A 15,834-nucleotide genomic window follows, 5' to 3' on the forward strand; every position below is an offset into this window, starting at 1 on the left:
ATAACTTAAGGTGTATATATACAATTAATCAGCGTTATTCAGGCAATCGGTTGCCACTTTCCTACCATGTGTTCAATGTTACCCGCGCCGGTTAACAGCAACTCACCGCTGGAACCTGGCGCACTGGCCAGCAACGTTACTTCACTGGGCAGGCGGACCGGTTTCTTGAACTCGACCACGATTTCAATATTGGCCGCAGGCAAGTGTTCACCCAGTGCCGCGAGGGTGCGTGCCGTGTTCCATAGCCCATGCGCGATAGCCTGGGGAAAGCCGAATAACTTGGCGGTCAGGGCGCTCAAGTGGATCGGGTTGTAATCGCCTGACACCCGGGCATAGCGGCGGCCGATATCGGCGGGAGCTTTCCAGCGAGTCAGTTCGGTGACCTGCGTGGGGCTGGGCAACGCATCATTCACCGACTCGCCTTCGAGCTTCACGCCCCGGCAGAGCATCTGGCTTTCGGCTTCCCATAGCAGGCCAAGGGCGTCCTCGACGGTGGTGACCACTTCAAAGGTGGCACCCTTGGCGTGCGGCTTGAGGTTTTGCGCGTGCACGGCCACCGTCAGCTCGCTGACCGCGCCCAATGGGCGATGGATGCGAATACGGTTGCTCAGGTGGATCAACCCCAGCAAAGGGAACGGAAAGTTGTTTGCGGTGAGCAATTGCATCTGCAAACCGAACGCCAGAATGTGCGGGTAAGTGGCCGGCAGAATGGGGCTGTCGGCAAAGCCGCAGACCTTGCGATAGGCCGCCACGGCCTTGGGATTGACGCTTACCCGGCAGCGCAGCCCCTGTTCGGGCAAGGTGCTGCCGGTGATCTTGCGCTTGAGCGCTGCACGCCAGTACAGCGGCGGCAAAAACGGGGTGGTGCCTAAGGTCTGCCAATCCATGCTTATGCTCCCAGCAGGCTTTGCCCACACACCCGCAGCGCTTGGCCGCTGACCCCTCCGGAACCCGGTTGGCCGAGCCAGGCCACTGCCTCGGCCACGTCCTGCGGCAAGCCGCCCTGGCCCAGTGAACTCATGCGCCGCCCGGCTTCGCGCAGGGCGAAGGGAATGTGCGCGGTCATCTGGGTTTCGATGAAGCCAGGCGCCACGGCATTGATGCTGATCCCGCGTTCGCTCAACAAGGGTGCCCAGGCCTGGGCCAGGCCGATCAGCCCGGCCTTGCTCGCGGCGTAGTTGGTTTGCCCGCGGTTGCCGGCGATGCCGCTGATGGACGCCAGTAGCACCACGCGCCCGTTGTCGTGCAGGGTGCCGCTGTCGAGCAGGGCCTTGGTCAGCACCTGCGGCGCGTTGAGGTTGACCGCCAGCACCGCGTCCCAGTATTCCGGGGTCATATTGGCCAGGGTTTTGTCGCGGGTGATGCCGGCGTTGTGCACCACGATGTCGATGCCGTCCGGCAGGTGTTCGATCAATTGCGTTGCCGCGTCTTCGGCGCAAATATCCAGCACCACGGTGCGGGCGCCCAGGCGTGCAGCGAGGGCGTCGAGATCGGCCTTGGCCTGCGGCACATCAAGCACGATCACCTCGGCACCGTCGCGCGCCAGGGTTTCGGCGATCGAGGCGCCAATCCCACGCGCCGCGCCGGTGACCAGCGCCTTGCGCCCGGCCAACGGGCGAGTCCAATCCTCGACCGGCGTGGCGCAGGCTTGCAGGCGGATCACCTGGCCAGAGATGTAGGCGCTTTTAGGCGACAGGAAAAACCGCAACGCGCCTTCCAACTGGTCCTCGGCACCTTCGCCCACATACAACAATTGCAACACGCCGCCGCTGCGCAGTTCCTTGGCCAGCGAGCGGCTGAAACCCTCCAGGGCACGCTGCGCACTGGCTGCAAACGGATCGCTGAGGCTTTCCGGCGCTCGGCCAAGAATCACCAGGTGCGCGCTGTGGTCGAGATTTTTCAGCAGCGGCTGAAAGAATTCGCGCAGCTGCTTGAGCTGACCGGTGTGCTGCAGGTCGCTGGCGTCGAACACCACGGCCTTGAGCTTGGGGCCGTGTCCGGGAATCCAGGCTGGCGCGGACAGCGGTGCGGCACCGTAACTGTAAATAGCGTCCGTGAGTTTATTGGCAAACGGCAGCACCTTGGCCGCCAGTGCGCCGCCGCCCAGCAGCAGTGCGCCTTCCACCGGACGCAGGCGCCCGGCCTGCCAGCGTTCCAGGCGTACCGGTGACGGCAGGCCAATGGCGGCGACCAGGCGATGGCCGAGGCTTGAGTTGGCGAAGTCGATATAACGGTCAGACATGGAACGCTCTCCGAAGACTGGGGTTCAAAGGGTTGACCACCCCGGTGCGGCAGTCGTTCGATCAGCCTAGGCTAGGCTGGATGATTCCACCCACAACCTTCAGGGAGCTTTCCATGACTCAATTGCGCCGTGTAGCGATCATTGGCGGTAATCGCATCCCCTTCGCCCGGTCCAACGGCCCGTATGCCACGGCGAGTAACCAGGCGATGTTGACCGCAGCCCTGGAAGGCCTGATCGAACGCTACAACCTGCACGGCCTGCGCATTGGCGAAGTGGCCGCGGGTGCGGTGCTCAAGCATTCCCGCGACTTCAACCTCACGCGCGAATGCGTGCTGGGTTCGCGCCTCTCGCCGCAAACCCCGGCCTACGATATTCAACAGGCCTGCGGCACCGGGCTTGAGGCGGCGTTGCTGGTGGCCAACAAGATCGCCCTGGGGCAGATAGAGTGCGGGATCGCTGGTGGCGTCGACACCACGTCCGACGCGCCGATCGGTGTCAATGAAGGCCTGCGCAAGATCCTGCTGCAGGCCAACCGCAGCAAATCCATGGCGGACAAATTAAAAGTCTTGTTACAACTTCGTCCCCATCACCTCAAGCCGGAACTGCCGCGCAACGGCGAACCGCGCACGGGGCTGTCCATGGGCCAACACTGCGAGTTGATGGCGCAGACCTGGCAGATTCCCCGCGCCGAACAAGACCAGTTGGCCCTTGAAAGCCATCAGAAAATGGCCGCGTCCTACGCCGAAGGCTGGCATAACGATTTGCTCACGCCCTTTCTCGGTCTGACCCGCGACAACAACCTGCGCCCGGACCTGACCCTGGAAAAACTCGCCAGCCTAAAACCGGTGTTCGAGCGCAGCGAGAAGGGCACGCTCACCGCCGGCAATTCCACGCCGCTGACCGATGGCGCCTCGTTGGTGCTGCTGGGCAGTGAAGCCTGGGCCAGGGAGCGCGGCTTGCCGATCCTGGCGTACCTGCGCGATGGCGAAGCGGCGGCCGTGGATTTCGTCAACGGCGCCGAAGGCCTGCTGATGGCGCCGGTGTACGCCGTGCCCCGTTTGCTGGCGAGAAATGGCCTGACGCTGCAGGACTTTGATTACTACGAGATTCACGAAGCGTTCGCTGCCCAAGTGTTGTGCACGCTCAAAGCCTGGGAAGACCCGGAATATTGCAAAACCCGCCTGGGGCTGGACGCACCGCTGGGCGCCATCGACCGCAGCCGGCTCAACGTCAAGGGCAGTTCATTGGCTGCCGGGCACCCGTTTGCGGCCACTGGCGGGCGCATTGTCGCCAACCTGGCCAAGCTGCTGGACGCGGCGGGCAAGGGCCGTGGGCTGATTTCGATCTGCGCCGCGGGCGGGCAGGGCGTGACCGCGATTATCGAGCGCTGAATTGCGCAGAAAAATTGGCATATTGGATGCATTCTTAAGTGTCAAAGGTCGCTAGCCTCTCCCCGAGGCGAGCCGATTGCCGTATAACGAGTGCCATACGCGTGTTTGGTAATAAAGGACCCACAATAAAAGCTGATGAAGACTCCTAAACGCATTGAACCCCTGATCGAAGACGGTCTGGTCGACGAAGTGCTGCGCCCACTCATGAGTGGTAAAGAAGCAGCTGTTTATGTGGTGCGCTGCGGCAACGAATTGCGTTGCGCCAAGGTTTACAAGGAGGCGAACAAACGAAGTTTTCGTCAGGCGTCCGAATACCAGGAAGGCCGTAAGGTCCGTAACAGCCGCCAGGCCCGAGCCATGGCCAAAGGCTCCAAGTTCGGCAAGAAAGAAACCGAAGATGCCTGGCAGAACGCCGAAGTCGCGGCGCTGTTCCGCCTCGCCGGTGCGGGCGTTCGGGTGCCCAAGCCGTACGACTTCCTTGAAGGTGTGCTGTTGATGGAACTGGTGGCCGACGAGTACGGCGATGCGGCTCCACGTCTGAATGACGTGACGCTGGAGCCGGACCAGGCGCGCGAATACCACGCCTTCCTGATTTCCCAGATCGTGCTGATGCTGTGTACCGGTCTGGTGCACGGTGACTTGTCCGAGTTCAACGTGCTGCTCACGCCGACCGGCCCGGTGATCATCGACCTGCCTCAGGCGGTGGATGCGGCGGGCAACAACCACGCGTTCAACATGCTGGAGCGGGATGTGGGCAACATGGCTTCCTACTTCGGGCGCTTTGCTCCGGAGTTGAAGAAGACCAAGTACGCCAAGGAAATGTGGGCGTTGTACGAAGCCGGCACCTTGCACCCGGCCAGCGCATTGACCGGCGAGTTCGACGAACCGGAAGAACTGGCGGACGTGGGCGGTGTGATTCGCGAGATTGAAGCGGCGCGGTTGGATGAAGAGCGCAAGCAAGCGATTCGCGCGGCGGATGATGCGCCACCGACCAAGACCGCGGAAGAACCGCCGCCGCCTTGGATGCAGTGATTCGTTAACTCGAAACCGGCGCGATCCCCTGTGGGAGCTGGCTTGCCTGCGATAGCATCACTTCAGTGTTATTAATACACCGAGGTGTCTGCATCGCAGGCAAGCCAGCTCCCACAGTCGTTTTATGCAGGTCTTAGCCGGCGCAACAGCTACCCGATGCCAACTCCTTGAGAATCGGGCAATCGGGCCGGTGATCGCCCTGGCAGTGCTCCACCAGGTCCTGCAACGTGTCGCGCAGTTGCCCCAGCTCCAGAATCTTCTGGTTCAGCGCCTCGATATGCTCGCGCGCCAAGGCTTTTACATCGGCGCTGGCGCGCTGCCGGTCTTGCCACAAGGTCAGCAGCTTGCCGACCTCTTCCAACGAAAACCCCATATCCCGCGAGCGTTTGATAAACGCCAGTGTGTGCAAGTCATCGCTGCCGTACACGCGGTAACCGCTGTCGGTGCGGTGGGCGGCTTTGAGCAGGCCGATGGATTCGTAGTAACGAATCATCTTTGCGCTCAGCCCGCTCTGACGGGCGGCTTGGCCGATGTTCATGGGCGTTCATCCTCCAAATCCTTGGGCTTCCAGGTTTTCAACAGTAACGCATTGCTCACCACACTGACGCTGGACAGGGCCATGGCCGCGCCCGCCAACACCGGGTTGAGCAAGCCGAATGCCGCCAGTGGGATGCCGATCAAGTTATACACAAAGGCCCAGAACAGGTTCTGGCGGATTTTTGCGTAGGTTTTGCGGCTGATCTCCAGCGCGGCCGGCACCAGGCGCGGGTCGCCGCGCATCAAGGTAATGCCCGCCGCGTGCATCGCCACGTCGGTGCCACCGCCCATGGCGATGCCGATATCGGCAGCCGCCAGGGCCGGGGCGTCGTTGATGCCGTCGCCGACCATCGCTACTGCGCCGGTTTTTTTCAGCTGCGCGACGATGGCGGCTTTGTCGGCCGGGAGTACTTCGGCGTGTACATCGTCGATGCCCAGTGCCTCGGCCACCACACGGGCGCTGCCGCGGTTGTCGCCGGTGAGCAAGTGGCTGCTGATGTGCTGGGCTCTGAGGTGTTCCACGGCCTTCAGTGCGCCGGGCTTGAGCGTATCGCCAAAGGCGAACAGGCCCAGCACGCGCGGTTGCGCGCCTTGTTCGATCAACCAGGACAACGTGCGCCCTTGCGCTTCCCACGCGCTGGCGGACGCCGCGAGGTCACCCGCACTCAAGCCGTTTTCTTCCAGCATCCGGCGGTTGCCCAACGCCAGTTGTCGGCCACCCAAGGTGCCCGCAATACCGCGCCCGCTCAGCGCCTGGCTGGCCGTCACATCTGGCACGTTCAAGCCTTGTGCGTTGCAGGCATCCAGCACGGCTTTGGCCAGCGGGTGCTCGCTGCCGCGCTGCAGTGCGCCGGCGTGTTGCAGCAGCAGCGACTCATTGCCATCCACCGCCGCCAAATGCGCAATTTTCGGCGCGCCGGAGGTGAGGGTGCCGGTCTTGTCAAACACCACGGCGCTGACTGCATGGGCGCGTTCCAGAGCTTCGGCGTCTTTGATCAGGATGCCATAGCGCGCGGCGACGCCGGTGCCGGCCATGATCGCGGTCGGCGTGGCCAGGCCCAGCGCACACGGGCACGCAATCACCAGCACCGCCACGGCATTGATGATCGCGGTTTCCAGCGGCGCGCCGTAGAGCCACCAGCCCACCAGGGTGATCAGCGCCAGTACCAGCACGGCGGGCACAAACACCTGGCTGACCTTATCCACCAGTTTCTGGATCGGAGCCTTCGCCGCCTGGGCGTCTTCCACCAGACGAATGATGCGTGCCAGCACGCTTTCGGCGCCCAGCGCCTGGGTACGCACCAGCAACCGACCTTCACCGTTGATGGCGCCGCCGGTGACCTTATCGCCGGGCTGTTTCGGCACCGGCAGGCTCTCGCCGCTGATCAAGGCCTCGTCGGCATGGCTCTGGCCCTCCATCACTTCACCGTCCACCGGGAAGCGCTCGCCGGGTTTGACCAGCACCCGGTCGCCGAGCTTCAACGCGCTGATGGCGACGTCTTCTTCGCGGCCGTCCAGCACGCGAATCGCCCGCTCCGGGCGCAAGGCTTCGAGGGCGCGGATGGCGCTGGCGGTCTGGCGCTTGGCGCGGCTTTCCAGGTATTTACCGAGCAGCACCAGCGCGATCACCACGGCCGAGGCTTCGAAATACAGGTGCGGCATGTTGCCAGCGGGCGTGGTGAGCCATTCATAGATGCTCAAGCCATAGCCGGCGCTGGTGCCGATGGCCACCAGCAGGTCCATGTTGCCGGCGCCAGCACGCACGGCTTTCCATGCGGCGCCGTAGAAGCGCGCCCCCAAGATGAATTGCACCGGCGTAGCCAGGGCGAACTGCACCCAGGCGGGCAGCATCCAGTGCAGGCCGAAGGGCTGCACCAGCATCGGCAGCACCAGCGGCAGGGCCAGCACGATCGTCAACAGCAGCGACCAACGCTCGCGATGCAGGCGTTGGGCTTGATTGGCGTCGGTGGCGGTTTCGCTTTGCGCCAGGGTGGCGGTGTAGCCGGCCTTGTCGACGGCGGCGATCAGTACGCCGGGGTCCATTTGGCCCAGCACTTCGACGTGGGCGCGTTCGTTGGCCAGGTTGACGCTGACACGTTGCACACCCGGCACCTTGCCCAGCGCGCGCTCGACGCGGCCGGCACAGCTGGCACAGGTCATGCCGCTGATGGGCAGGTCAAACGTGGTGGATCCATTCATGGGGCAGTCCTCCAGAAGACGATGCCCCTAGGATCAACCTTGACCTGTGGGGAAGGTCAAGGGGCTATTTGCCTCAGGCGGTTGGCTGGCCGGCGATGACGGCGGCCATTCAGGCGCGCACGCAAGGACCTGAGGCCGGCAAGGCAGGTGTTCAGTATTCGAGGGCGGCGGGTTTTAGGTACATGCCGTCCGGGCCTTGGGCAATACGCAACTTGCGCACATCACCGGCCTTCAGCGTGATGTTCTGCGCGGGCGGTGCGAGCATGCCCGGCAAGCAGCCAGGGGCTTGGCCCGGCAGCAGTTTCAAGCGCAGCGACACGTTGCCCGCCGGCAAGTTGAACGACGTGGCCTGTTCCTGAAACAGGCGCCCGGCCAACTGGTCCTGGATATACAGGCCGATCTCGCAGCTGGTCGGCACTTCCAGGCGCTCGCGGGAGATGATCAACACCGCATAGTCTTCGTCGGCGAAGGCCATGGGCGCAGCGGCAGACAAACTCAACAGGCCGATAAGGGCCAAAAACGACCAGCGCATGGCGAATGCTCCGTGGTTCAAATCCAAGATGGATGAAGCTTGGCCGAGGCGGCGGCTGAATACCAGCCCGGCGGATGTTTTTGAAACTTGACCTTGCCATCGTGGCAAGGTCGAGACTGGCGTCAACCTCATCAAAGGAGTCATGTCATGCAAGTATTCAACGTGGAAGGAATGACCTGCGGCCATTGCGTTCGGGCGGTGACCCAGGCGGTGCAGAGCAAGGACCCTGCGGCGAGCGTCAACGTCAACCTGGCGGCGAAGGAAGTCGGTGTGGAAAGTCGCTTGTCCGCCGAGCAGGTTATCGAGCTGATCACCGAAGAAGGCTACAGCGCCAAGCTCGCGTAATTTTTCTGATAGTTAGCGAGCTAACGTAATGTTCATGGCACCCAAGCGCGGCTAGACTGTCGGGCTGCCGACTCACTTGGGTGTCTGATGAACCTCCGCATAATCCTGATTCTGGGCGCCTTGAGCGCCTTCGCGCCGTTGGCGATCGACTTTTACTTGCCGGGCTTTCCGGCAATGGCCACGGCGTTCGCCACCGACGAAAAACATATCCAGCTGACGTTGGCGGTGTATTTCGCCGGTCTGGCCATCGGCCAATTGATCTACGGCCCGCTGGCCGACCGCTTTGGCCGGCGCGTGCCGCTGCTCAGTGGCGTAACGCTGTTTACCATCGCCTCCTTTGCCTGCGCGTATGCGCCGTCCCTGGACTGGCTGATCGGCGCACGCTTCGTGCAGGCCCTTGGCGGGTGTGCGGGCATGGTGATTTCCCGTGCGGTGGTCAGCGACAAATGTGACGCCGTGGGCTCAGCCAAGGTTTATTCACAACTGATGCTGGTCACCGGCCTGGCGCCGATCCTCGCGCCGTTGGCGGGTGGCTTGATGGTCGGGCTATGGGGCTGGCAGTCTATTTTCCTGGCGCTGTCGATATTCAGCGTGATGGCAGCCATCGCCGTGGCAGTCGGCTTGCCGGAAACCTTCCCGGCCCATCAACCGCGCCAGCCGCTGTCCGGTTCGCTGCGCCGCTATGGCGCGCTGCTGTCGGACCGCGTGTACCTGGGCTACGCCCTGACCGGCGGCATCTCGATTGCCGGGATGTTTGCCTACATCGCCGGCTCACCCTTCGTGTTCATCAAACTCTACGGCGTGCCTGCCGAGCATTACGGTTGGCTGTTCGGCTCCAACGCGGCCGGCTTTATCCTGGTGGCGCAGCTCAATGCGCGGTTGCTGGCCAAGCGCGGCCCGGCGTTTTTGTTGTCGCGCACGGTATGGGTGTATGTGGCAGCGGCGTTGTCGCTGTTGGGCATTGCCGCCTTGCGTACCGAAGCGTTGTGGCCGTTGCTGGTGCCGCTGTTTATCTGCATTGCCAGCCTTGGCTGCATTTTGCCCAACACCTCGGCCTGCGCCATGAGCGGGCAGGGCGCACGGGCCGGCAGCGCGTCGGCGTTGCTGGGCTGCATTCAGTTTGGTGTGGCGGCGGGCGCGGCGTCGCTGGTCGGCGTGCTGCACGACGGCACGGCGATGCCGATGGCGATGGTCATCACCTTGTGCGGTGTATTGGCCGTAACGATTGCAATGTCGACCCAGCGCCTGCAACGGGCGAGGGCCGTGCAAGCGCAGGTCTGAGGTGCGGATCAGCCAGCGGCGGAGCGTTGCTGGCTGAGGGGAATGCGGTGCGGCGCCTGGATGCGCGCTTGCAGGGTGTCGGCGAAGGCCCGGGCTTCGGCCTCACTGCGGAAGGTGAACGCGTCGCCGTCGAGGCTGACCTGCCATTTGTTACCTGGCGATTTTGCTAACGCTCTTATCAGGATCTTCATTGCTGACTTCCTCACGTAAAAGAATCGTGGCAAAGGCGGCCAATATAAACCCGAATGCGCTCACAAATATGACAAAGGTCAACTCTCTGACTAGCGGCGTCGTCCATTACTCACAGGAATAAAGGACGACGCTGACAGACCGTTTTAAAAGCCTTCCAACACGATCTTGCCCTTGGCCTTACCGCTTTCCAGCAGCGTGTGCGCACGGCGCAGGTTCTGGGCATTGATCACACCGAAGTGCTCGCCCACCGTGGTTTTCAAGGTGCCGGCGTCGATCAGTTCAGCCACGCGGTTGAGCAGGTTGTGCTGTTCGATCATGTCCGGCGTCTCGAACATCGAGCGCGTGTACATGAACTCCCAATGCAGCGACAGGCTCTTGCGCTTGAGCTTGCTCACATCCAGCGACTTCGGATCGTCGATCAACGCCAACTTGCCTTGTGGCTCCAGCGCTTCTACCAACTGGTCGAGGTGATGATCGGTCTGGGTCAGGCTGGCGACGTGGGTCACCTGTGGGTGGCCGGCGTTTTTCAGCGCTTCGCTCAGCGGTTGGCTGTGATCGATCACCAGGTCGGCGCCGAGCGCCTTGGCCCATTCCTGGGTTTGCGGACGCGAGGCGGTGCCGATGACTTTCAGTGCGGTGAGCTGGCTGGCCAGCTGGGTCAGAATCGAACCCACACCCCCGGCGGCGCCGACGATCAGCAGGCTCTGGCCTTCATCTTCCTTGCCTTCACGCACTTGCAGGCGTTCGAACAGCAACTCCCAGGCCGTGATGGCGGTCAGCGGCAGCGCGGCGGCGTCGGCAAACCCCAGGCTCTTGGGCATATGACCGACGATGCGCTCATCCACGGTGTGCAGTTCGCTGTTGCCACCCGGGCGTACCAGCGAGCCGGCGTAGAACACTTTGTCTCCGGCTTTGAACAGGGTTACTTCGCTGCCAACGGCCTTGACCACACCCGCCACGTCCCAGCCCAGCACCTTGGCGGCACCGTTTTCCGGGGCGACGTTCTGGCGCACCTTGGTGTCCACCGGGTTGACCGAGATGGCTTTGACTTCCACCAGCAGGTCGCGCGGGCCGGCGACCGGCTCCGGCAGCTCGATGTCTTGCAGGGAGTTTGGATCGGTGATTGGCAGTGCAGCGTAGTAGGCAATGGCTTTCATGGGGACTCCGGAAAAGGGCAGTGATCAGGCAAGAAATTTCAGGCGCTTGAGTACGAAGTGTTCGATCACATCAGCGGCCTTGGCGCGGAAGTTCTGGATGTGCGCGCTCTGGTCGTGGTCGGCCAGTGCTGCGTCATCGCTCCAGCGTTCGAGCATGTAGAAGGTCTCGGGATGTTGCAGGTCCTGGTGCAGGTCGTATTGCTCGCAACCGGCTTCCAGGCGGGTTGGTTCCAGCAGGCCGCGCAGCAGGGTTTCCAGGGTTGCCTGTTGGCCGGGTTTGGCGATCAGCGTGGCGATGACGTTAAAGGCAGTGGACATATTCAACTCCTGGCACGTGGTGAACGGGATGGGCAGATGATTGGCTATTTCCCGTGAAGATAAAACCCGCTAAAACAGCAGTCTGTTTCAATAGAATTTTGATAATTGGCGGTAATGCATGCTGCGTTTTGATGATTTGCAGTTGTTTGTACGCGCGGCAGACCTGGGCAGTCTGTCGGCTGCCGCGCGGGTCATGGACCTGTCGCCGGCCGTGGCCAGCGCGGCGCTCAAGCGCATCGAACAGCAGCTGGGCGCGCGGTTGCTGGCGCGCTCCACCCGCAGCCTGCGGCTGACCGCCGAAGGTGAAGGCTTCCTGGAATATGCCCGCGCAGCCTTGAGTTCGCTGGACGAAGGGCGGCGCTTGTTGGCCAGCGGCCAGGACCATGTCAGCGGCGTGCTGCAGCTGTCGGCGCCGTCGGATTTCGGGCGCAACCAGCTGTTGCCATGGCTCGATGAGTTCCAGCGCGACTACCCGCAGCTCACCGTGCGCCTGCTGTTGGGCGACCGGATCGCCGACCTGTTCCGCCAGCCGGTGGATATCGCCCTGCGTTACGGCGAGCCCGAAGACTCCAGCCTGATCGCGCTGCCCATCGCCCCGGACAACAGGCGTGTGCTGTGTGCCGCGCCCAGCTACCTCGCCCGCCACGGCGAGCCGCGGCATCTGGAGCAATTGGCGCAACACAATTGCCTGCTGTACATGCTCGGCAGCCGCGTACACGACCACTGGGGTTTTCACGACGGCAAGCGTGAAGTCAGCCTGACGGTGAGCGGCGACCGCTTCAGTGATGACGCCGATGTGGTGCGGCGCTGGGCGGTGGCGGGTGTCGGTATCGCCTACAAGTCGTGGCTGGATGTGAGCAGCGACGTGCTGGCCGGGCGTCTGCGCGTGATCCTGCCGGAGCTGCGCGGTGAGCGCACGCCGCTCAACCTGCTGTGCGCGCATCGTGCGCAATTGAGCAAGCCCATCAACCTGTTGCGGGAAATGCTCGTGGCCCGCTGTGCGACATTGACTGCGCAATGGCCGGAGCGATTGAGCACCGCGCAATAGCCTCCATCAAAGCAAGAAATTTCACTCAGATCCTGTCCCTATCCGCGCTGTCAGACGCCGCGGAACGGGCGGTTTGCGCCCCTATACTTTGGTTCCAACCGCAGCAGACAAATGGTTTAACAAGGAGTGAATACATGGAAGAAGCACCCTGCATCAGTCACATCGCCAGCTTGCTCTGCGAGCCCAAGCGCACCGCCATGCTCTGGGCCTTGATGGACGGGTCGGCGAAATCGTCAGAGGAGCTGGCGAGGCTTGCCGGGCTGTCGTCGGCTTCGGCGATCGCGCATTTGTCGCGCCTGACTGGAAGCGGTTTGCTGCGGGTTGAAGCCCAGCGTGGCAAGCGCGTGTTTCGTGTCGCCGCCGTCGACGTCAGCGTTGCCATCGACGCGTTGGCCAGTACCACCATGGCCAGCGCCGTGCGCAGTGCGCCGCAGGGTCTGCCGCCGACGCTGGTGGCGCCGGCGTCGTTGCGGCGAGCCCGGTTATGCCATGGCCACCTGGGCGGAGAACTGGGCGCAGGGCTTTACCAGCGCATGTTTCAGGCCGGTTGGATCGACCGTCATGAGCAGCGTACCGAGGTCACCGTCAAGGGCGCGCAGTGCCTGGCAGGCCTGGGCATTTTTACCCACGCGTTGGCCTCGCCCCTGGCGTGCGATTGTTTTGACTGGAGTCAGCAGCAACCGCACTTGGGGGGCGCATTGGGGGCGGGGCTGTTGCAGCTGTTTTTGCAATCGGGCTGGGTCAGCGTGGTCAACGAGTCCCACGCCCTGCAGTTCTCCGACATCGGGCTTGGGGAAATCAGCCGCCTGGCCGCGCCTCAGGAGGGCAATGGTCGCTCAGAGTTTCAGTCAGGTCGCATCCAGCAATAACCAGGCAAAACGATACCGCACACTCGCGTTGGGGATTTTTCATACAGGGGGTGCGGCATGGGCATGCAAGGCTATAGCGCAGCGGAACGGCTGGAACGGTTGCCCATCAGCGGCTACCACCGAATCATCTTTATCATCATCGCGCTGGCGTTTTTCTTCGATTCCATGGACCTGGCGATGATGACTTTCCTGTTGGGGTCGATCAAAACCGAGTTCGGCCTCAGTACGGCCCAGGCCGGGTTGCTGGCCAGTTCGAGTTTTTTCGGCATGGTGGTCGGTGCATCTTTATCCGGAATGTTGGCGGACCGGTTTGGACGCAAACCGGTGTTCCAGTGGAGCATCGTGTTGTGGGGCGTCGCCAGCTACCTGTGCTCCACGGCGCAGACGGTGGAAACGCTGACGCTGTTTCGCATTTTGCTGGGGATCGGCATGGGCATGGAGTTCCCGATTGCGCAGTCGATGCTTTCTGAGCTGATCCCTGCCAAGGGGCGCGGGCGCTACATCGCCCTGATGGATGGCTTCTGGCCGTTGGGTTTTGTGGCGGCGGGCGTGCTGTCTTATTTCTTGCTGCCGGTGATTGGTTGGCGTGACATTTTTTTGGTGTTGGCGGTGCCGGCGGTGTTTGTGCTGGCGATCCGGTTTTTTATCCCGGAGTCGCCGCGCTGGCTTGAGCAGGCCGGTCGGCACGCGGCGGCGGATAAGGTGTTGCAGGGTATCGAGCAAAAAGTGCGCGATTCGCTGGGGCGCGCCGACTTGCCGGCGCCGATTGCCCTGCCACGGGTTGAGAGCGTACCGGGGACGTTTTTCTCGGCGTTTCAGCAGCTGTGGTCGCCGCAGTATCGGCAACGCACGATGATGATCTGGAGTGTGTGGTTCTTTGCGTTGCTCGGCTTCTACGGGCTCACCTCCTGGTTGAGCGCTTTGTTGCAGCAGTCGGGGTTTGCGGTCACTCAGTCGGTGTACTACACGGTGATCATTTCCCTGGGCGGGATTCCCGGGTTTCTGATGGCCGCCTGGCTGGTGGAGCGCTGGGGGCGCAAGCCGGTCTGCGTCGTGACCTTGCTGGGCGGTGGCGTGATGGCGTTTGTGTATGGGCAAAGCGCAGTGTTTGGCGGCAACGTGGGGCTGCTGATTACGTCGGGTCTGTTGATGCAGTTCTTCCTGTTTGGTATGTGGGCGGTGCTGTACACCTACACGCCAGAGCTGTATCCCACTTCAGCGCGGGCAACCGGTTCCGGGTTTGCCTCTGCGATTGGTCGGGTCGGCTCGTTGCTCGGGCCGTTGGTAACGGGGCTGGTGTTTCCGATCACGGGGCAGGGCGGCGTGTTTGCCTTGGGCGCGCTGTGTTTTGCCGTGGCGGCGCTGGTGGTGTGGGTTTTTGGGATGGAGACGAAGGGCAAGACGCTGGAAGAATTGACCGAAATCTGAGGAACAGTACAAAAACCACTGTGGGAGCGGGCTTGCTCGCGAAAGCGGTGTTTCAGTCGACACATGTATTGACTGATACATCGCCTTCGCGGGCAAGCCCGGCTCCCACATTGATTTTGTCGTGTCAGCCGTTGTTGCTTAAGGCTTCACGAGCCGCGCATCCAGGCTGTTCTGCGCCAGGCGTTTGGCCTGGTCCTGGGTCATGCCCAGTGAGGTATACAGCGCGTGGAAGTTCTCGGTGACATAACCGCCGAAGTACGCCGGGTCATCCGAGTTCACCGTGACTTTCACGCCACGCTCGAGCATGTCGAGGATGTTGTGCTGGGCCATGTCGTCGAACACGCACAGCTTGGTGTTGGACAGCGGGCACACGGTCAATGGGATTTGCTCGTCGATGATCCGCTGCATCAAACGTTCGTCTTCGATGGCGCGCACGCCATGGTCGATACGCTGGATTTTCAGCAGGTCGATGGCTTCCCAGATGTACTCGGGCGGGCCTTCTTCGCCGGCGTGGGCCACGGTGAGGAAGCCTTCGTGCCGGGCGCGGTCGAACACGCGCTGGAACTTGCTCGGCGGGTGGCCCATTTCCGAGCTGTCCAGGCCCACGGCCACAAATGCGTCGCGAAATGGCAGCGCCTGGTCGAGGGTTTTTTCAGCTTCGGCTTCACTCAGGTGGCGCAGGAAGCTGAGGATCAAACCGCTGGTGATGCCCAGTTGCTGCTCGCCATCTTTGAGCGCAGCGGCAATGCCGTTGAGCACGACTTCAAACGGCACGCCACGGTCGGTGTGGGTTTGCGGGTCGAAGAAGGGTTCGGTGTGGATCACGTTCTGTTCTTTGCAGCGCAGCAGGTAGGCCCAGGTCAGGTCGTAGAAATCCTGGGAGGTGCGCAGCACATCGGCGCCCTGGTAATACAGGTCGAGAAACTCTTGCAGATTGTTGAAGGCGTAAGCCTTGCGCAGGGTTTCGACGTCGTTCCAAGGCAGTGCAATCTTGTTGCGTTCGGCCAGTGCGAACAGCAATTCAGGCTCCAGCGAGCCTTCCAGGTGCAGGTGCAATTCAGCCTTGGGCAGGGCGTTGAGCCAATCGTACATTTTCTAAATTCTCATCAGGTGCAATGGCGGCATTCTACAGGCCATGGCCGAAATAATCGGCAAAACCTGACCAGCAGGAGAGTATTGGTTTTTTTCACGCAAGGGCCACGTGAACTAAGGTGTAACGAAACGTTAGCAGCGTGGTGCAGTCTGTACCCCATCAATGACTGA

Annotated in this window: 16 protein-coding genes; 7 read left to right on the forward strand and 9 right to left on the reverse strand. The window is 62.3% G+C overall.

From position 1 onward, the window contains the following. Positions 1-38: 38 nt before the first annotated feature. Together FPT15_RS09685 and FPT15_RS09690 are read right to left on the reverse strand one after the other, a co-directional pair. On the reverse strand, positions 39-887 hold the full coding sequence (locus tag FPT15_RS09685; protein WP_145160352.1) for a MaoC/PaaZ C-terminal domain-containing protein: 849 nt from the start codon (positions 885-887) through the stop codon (positions 39-41). 2 nt (positions 888-889) lie between these two features. Continuing rightward, on the reverse strand, positions 890-2,242 hold the full coding sequence (locus FPT15_RS09690; RefSeq protein WP_145160354.1) for a 3-oxoacyl-ACP reductase: 1,353 nt from the start codon (positions 2,240-2,242) through the stop codon (positions 890-892). Positions 2,243-2,355: 113 nt separating this feature from the next. Between FPT15_RS09690 and FPT15_RS09695 the strand changes: the two genes are divergently transcribed. Continuing rightward, positions 2,356-3,633: an acetyl-CoA C-acetyltransferase gene (locus tag FPT15_RS09695; protein ID WP_145160356.1), complete on the forward strand. Its 1,278-nt coding sequence runs from the start codon at positions 2,356-2,358 to the stop codon at positions 3,631-3,633. A 135-nt stretch (positions 3,634-3,768) separates the two neighbouring features. Then, positions 3,769-4,665, forward strand: a complete 897-nt coding sequence (locus FPT15_RS09700; protein WP_106577732.1) for a PA4780 family RIO1-like protein kinase — start codon at positions 3,769-3,771, stop codon at positions 4,663-4,665. A 133-nt stretch (positions 4,666-4,798) separates the two neighbouring features. On the opposite strand, the gene cueR is transcribed toward FPT15_RS09700, so the two are convergent. The 3 genes from cueR to FPT15_RS09715 all read right to left on the reverse strand — a co-directional run bounded on the left by cueR (position 4,799) and on the right by FPT15_RS09715 (position 7,933). Further along, the gene (gene cueR, locus FPT15_RS09705) at positions 4,799-5,203 is read right to left on the reverse strand and encodes a Cu(I)-responsive transcriptional regulator (RefSeq protein ID WP_145160359.1); all 405 of its coding nucleotides are present in this window, start codon (positions 5,201-5,203) and stop codon (positions 4,799-4,801) included. After that, on the reverse strand, positions 5,200-7,401 hold the full coding sequence (locus FPT15_RS09710) for a cation-translocating P-type ATPase (protein WP_145160361.1): 2,202 nt from the start codon (positions 7,399-7,401) through the stop codon (positions 5,200-5,202). The genes cueR and FPT15_RS09710 overlap by 4 nt, the downstream gene beginning before the upstream one ends. Positions 7,402-7,552: 151 nt before the next feature. Further along, complete coding sequence (locus FPT15_RS09715; RefSeq protein WP_106577735.1) at positions 7,553-7,933, reverse strand: hypothetical protein; 381 nt, start codon at positions 7,931-7,933, stop codon at positions 7,553-7,555. Positions 7,934-8,080: 147 nt separating this feature from the next. Between FPT15_RS09715 and FPT15_RS09720 the strand changes: the two genes are divergently transcribed. Next, the gene (locus tag FPT15_RS09720; protein WP_106577736.1) at positions 8,081-8,278 is read left to right on the forward strand and encodes a heavy-metal-associated domain-containing protein; all 198 of its coding nucleotides are present in this window, start codon (positions 8,081-8,083) and stop codon (positions 8,276-8,278) included. Between the two features lie 87 nt (positions 8,279-8,365). After that, positions 8,366-9,559, forward strand: coding sequence for a multidrug effflux MFS transporter (locus FPT15_RS09725; protein ID WP_145160363.1), 1,194 nt, complete (start codon positions 8,366-8,368; stop codon positions 9,557-9,559). A gap of 8 nt (positions 9,560-9,567) precedes the next feature. Here the strand turns inward: FPT15_RS09725 and FPT15_RS09730 are convergent, their stop codons facing one another. The 3 genes from FPT15_RS09730 to FPT15_RS09740 all read right to left on the reverse strand — a co-directional run bounded on the left by FPT15_RS09730 (position 9,568) and on the right by FPT15_RS09740 (position 11,226). Then, positions 9,568-9,750, reverse strand: coding sequence for a hypothetical protein (locus tag FPT15_RS09730; protein ID WP_017134711.1), 183 nt, complete (start codon positions 9,748-9,750; stop codon positions 9,568-9,570). 144 nt (positions 9,751-9,894) lie between these two features. Then, the gene (locus FPT15_RS09735) at positions 9,895-10,908 is read right to left on the reverse strand and encodes a zinc-binding alcohol dehydrogenase family protein (protein WP_145160365.1); all 1,014 of its coding nucleotides are present in this window, start codon (positions 10,906-10,908) and stop codon (positions 9,895-9,897) included. Positions 10,909-10,932: 24 nt separating this feature from the next. After that, positions 10,933-11,226, reverse strand: coding sequence for a putative quinol monooxygenase (locus FPT15_RS09740; protein ID WP_145160367.1), 294 nt, complete (start codon positions 11,224-11,226; stop codon positions 10,933-10,935). A 118-nt stretch (positions 11,227-11,344) separates the two neighbouring features. On the opposite strand from FPT15_RS09740, the gene FPT15_RS09745 reads away from it, so the two are divergent. The 3 genes from FPT15_RS09745 (at position 11,345) to FPT15_RS09755 (ending at position 14,571) form a co-directional block, all read left to right on the forward strand. Then, the gene (locus tag FPT15_RS09745) at positions 11,345-12,274 is read left to right on the forward strand and encodes a LysR family transcriptional regulator (RefSeq protein ID WP_145160368.1); all 930 of its coding nucleotides are present in this window, start codon (positions 11,345-11,347) and stop codon (positions 12,272-12,274) included. Between the two features lie 134 nt (positions 12,275-12,408). Continuing rightward, complete coding sequence (locus FPT15_RS09750; protein WP_145160371.1) at positions 12,409-13,143, forward strand: helix-turn-helix transcriptional regulator; 735 nt, start codon at positions 12,409-12,411, stop codon at positions 13,141-13,143. A gap of 57 nt (positions 13,144-13,200) precedes the next feature. Continuing rightward, positions 13,201-14,571, forward strand: a complete 1,371-nt coding sequence (locus tag FPT15_RS09755) for an MFS transporter (RefSeq protein WP_145160373.1) — start codon at positions 13,201-13,203, stop codon at positions 14,569-14,571. Between the two features lie 138 nt (positions 14,572-14,709). Here FPT15_RS09755 and FPT15_RS09760 read toward each other — a convergent pair whose 3' ends face one another. Continuing rightward, positions 14,710-15,663 (reverse strand): adenosine deaminase, encoded by a 954-nt coding sequence (locus tag FPT15_RS09760; RefSeq protein WP_119737737.1) that lies wholly within the window; start codon positions 15,661-15,663, stop codon positions 14,710-14,712. Positions 15,664-15,834: the final 171 nt, after the last annotated feature.

The sequence above is a fragment of the Pseudomonas sp. RGB genome, assembly GCF_007713445.1.
Classification (GTDB): Bacteria; Pseudomonadota; Gammaproteobacteria; order Pseudomonadales; family Pseudomonadaceae; genus Aquipseudomonas.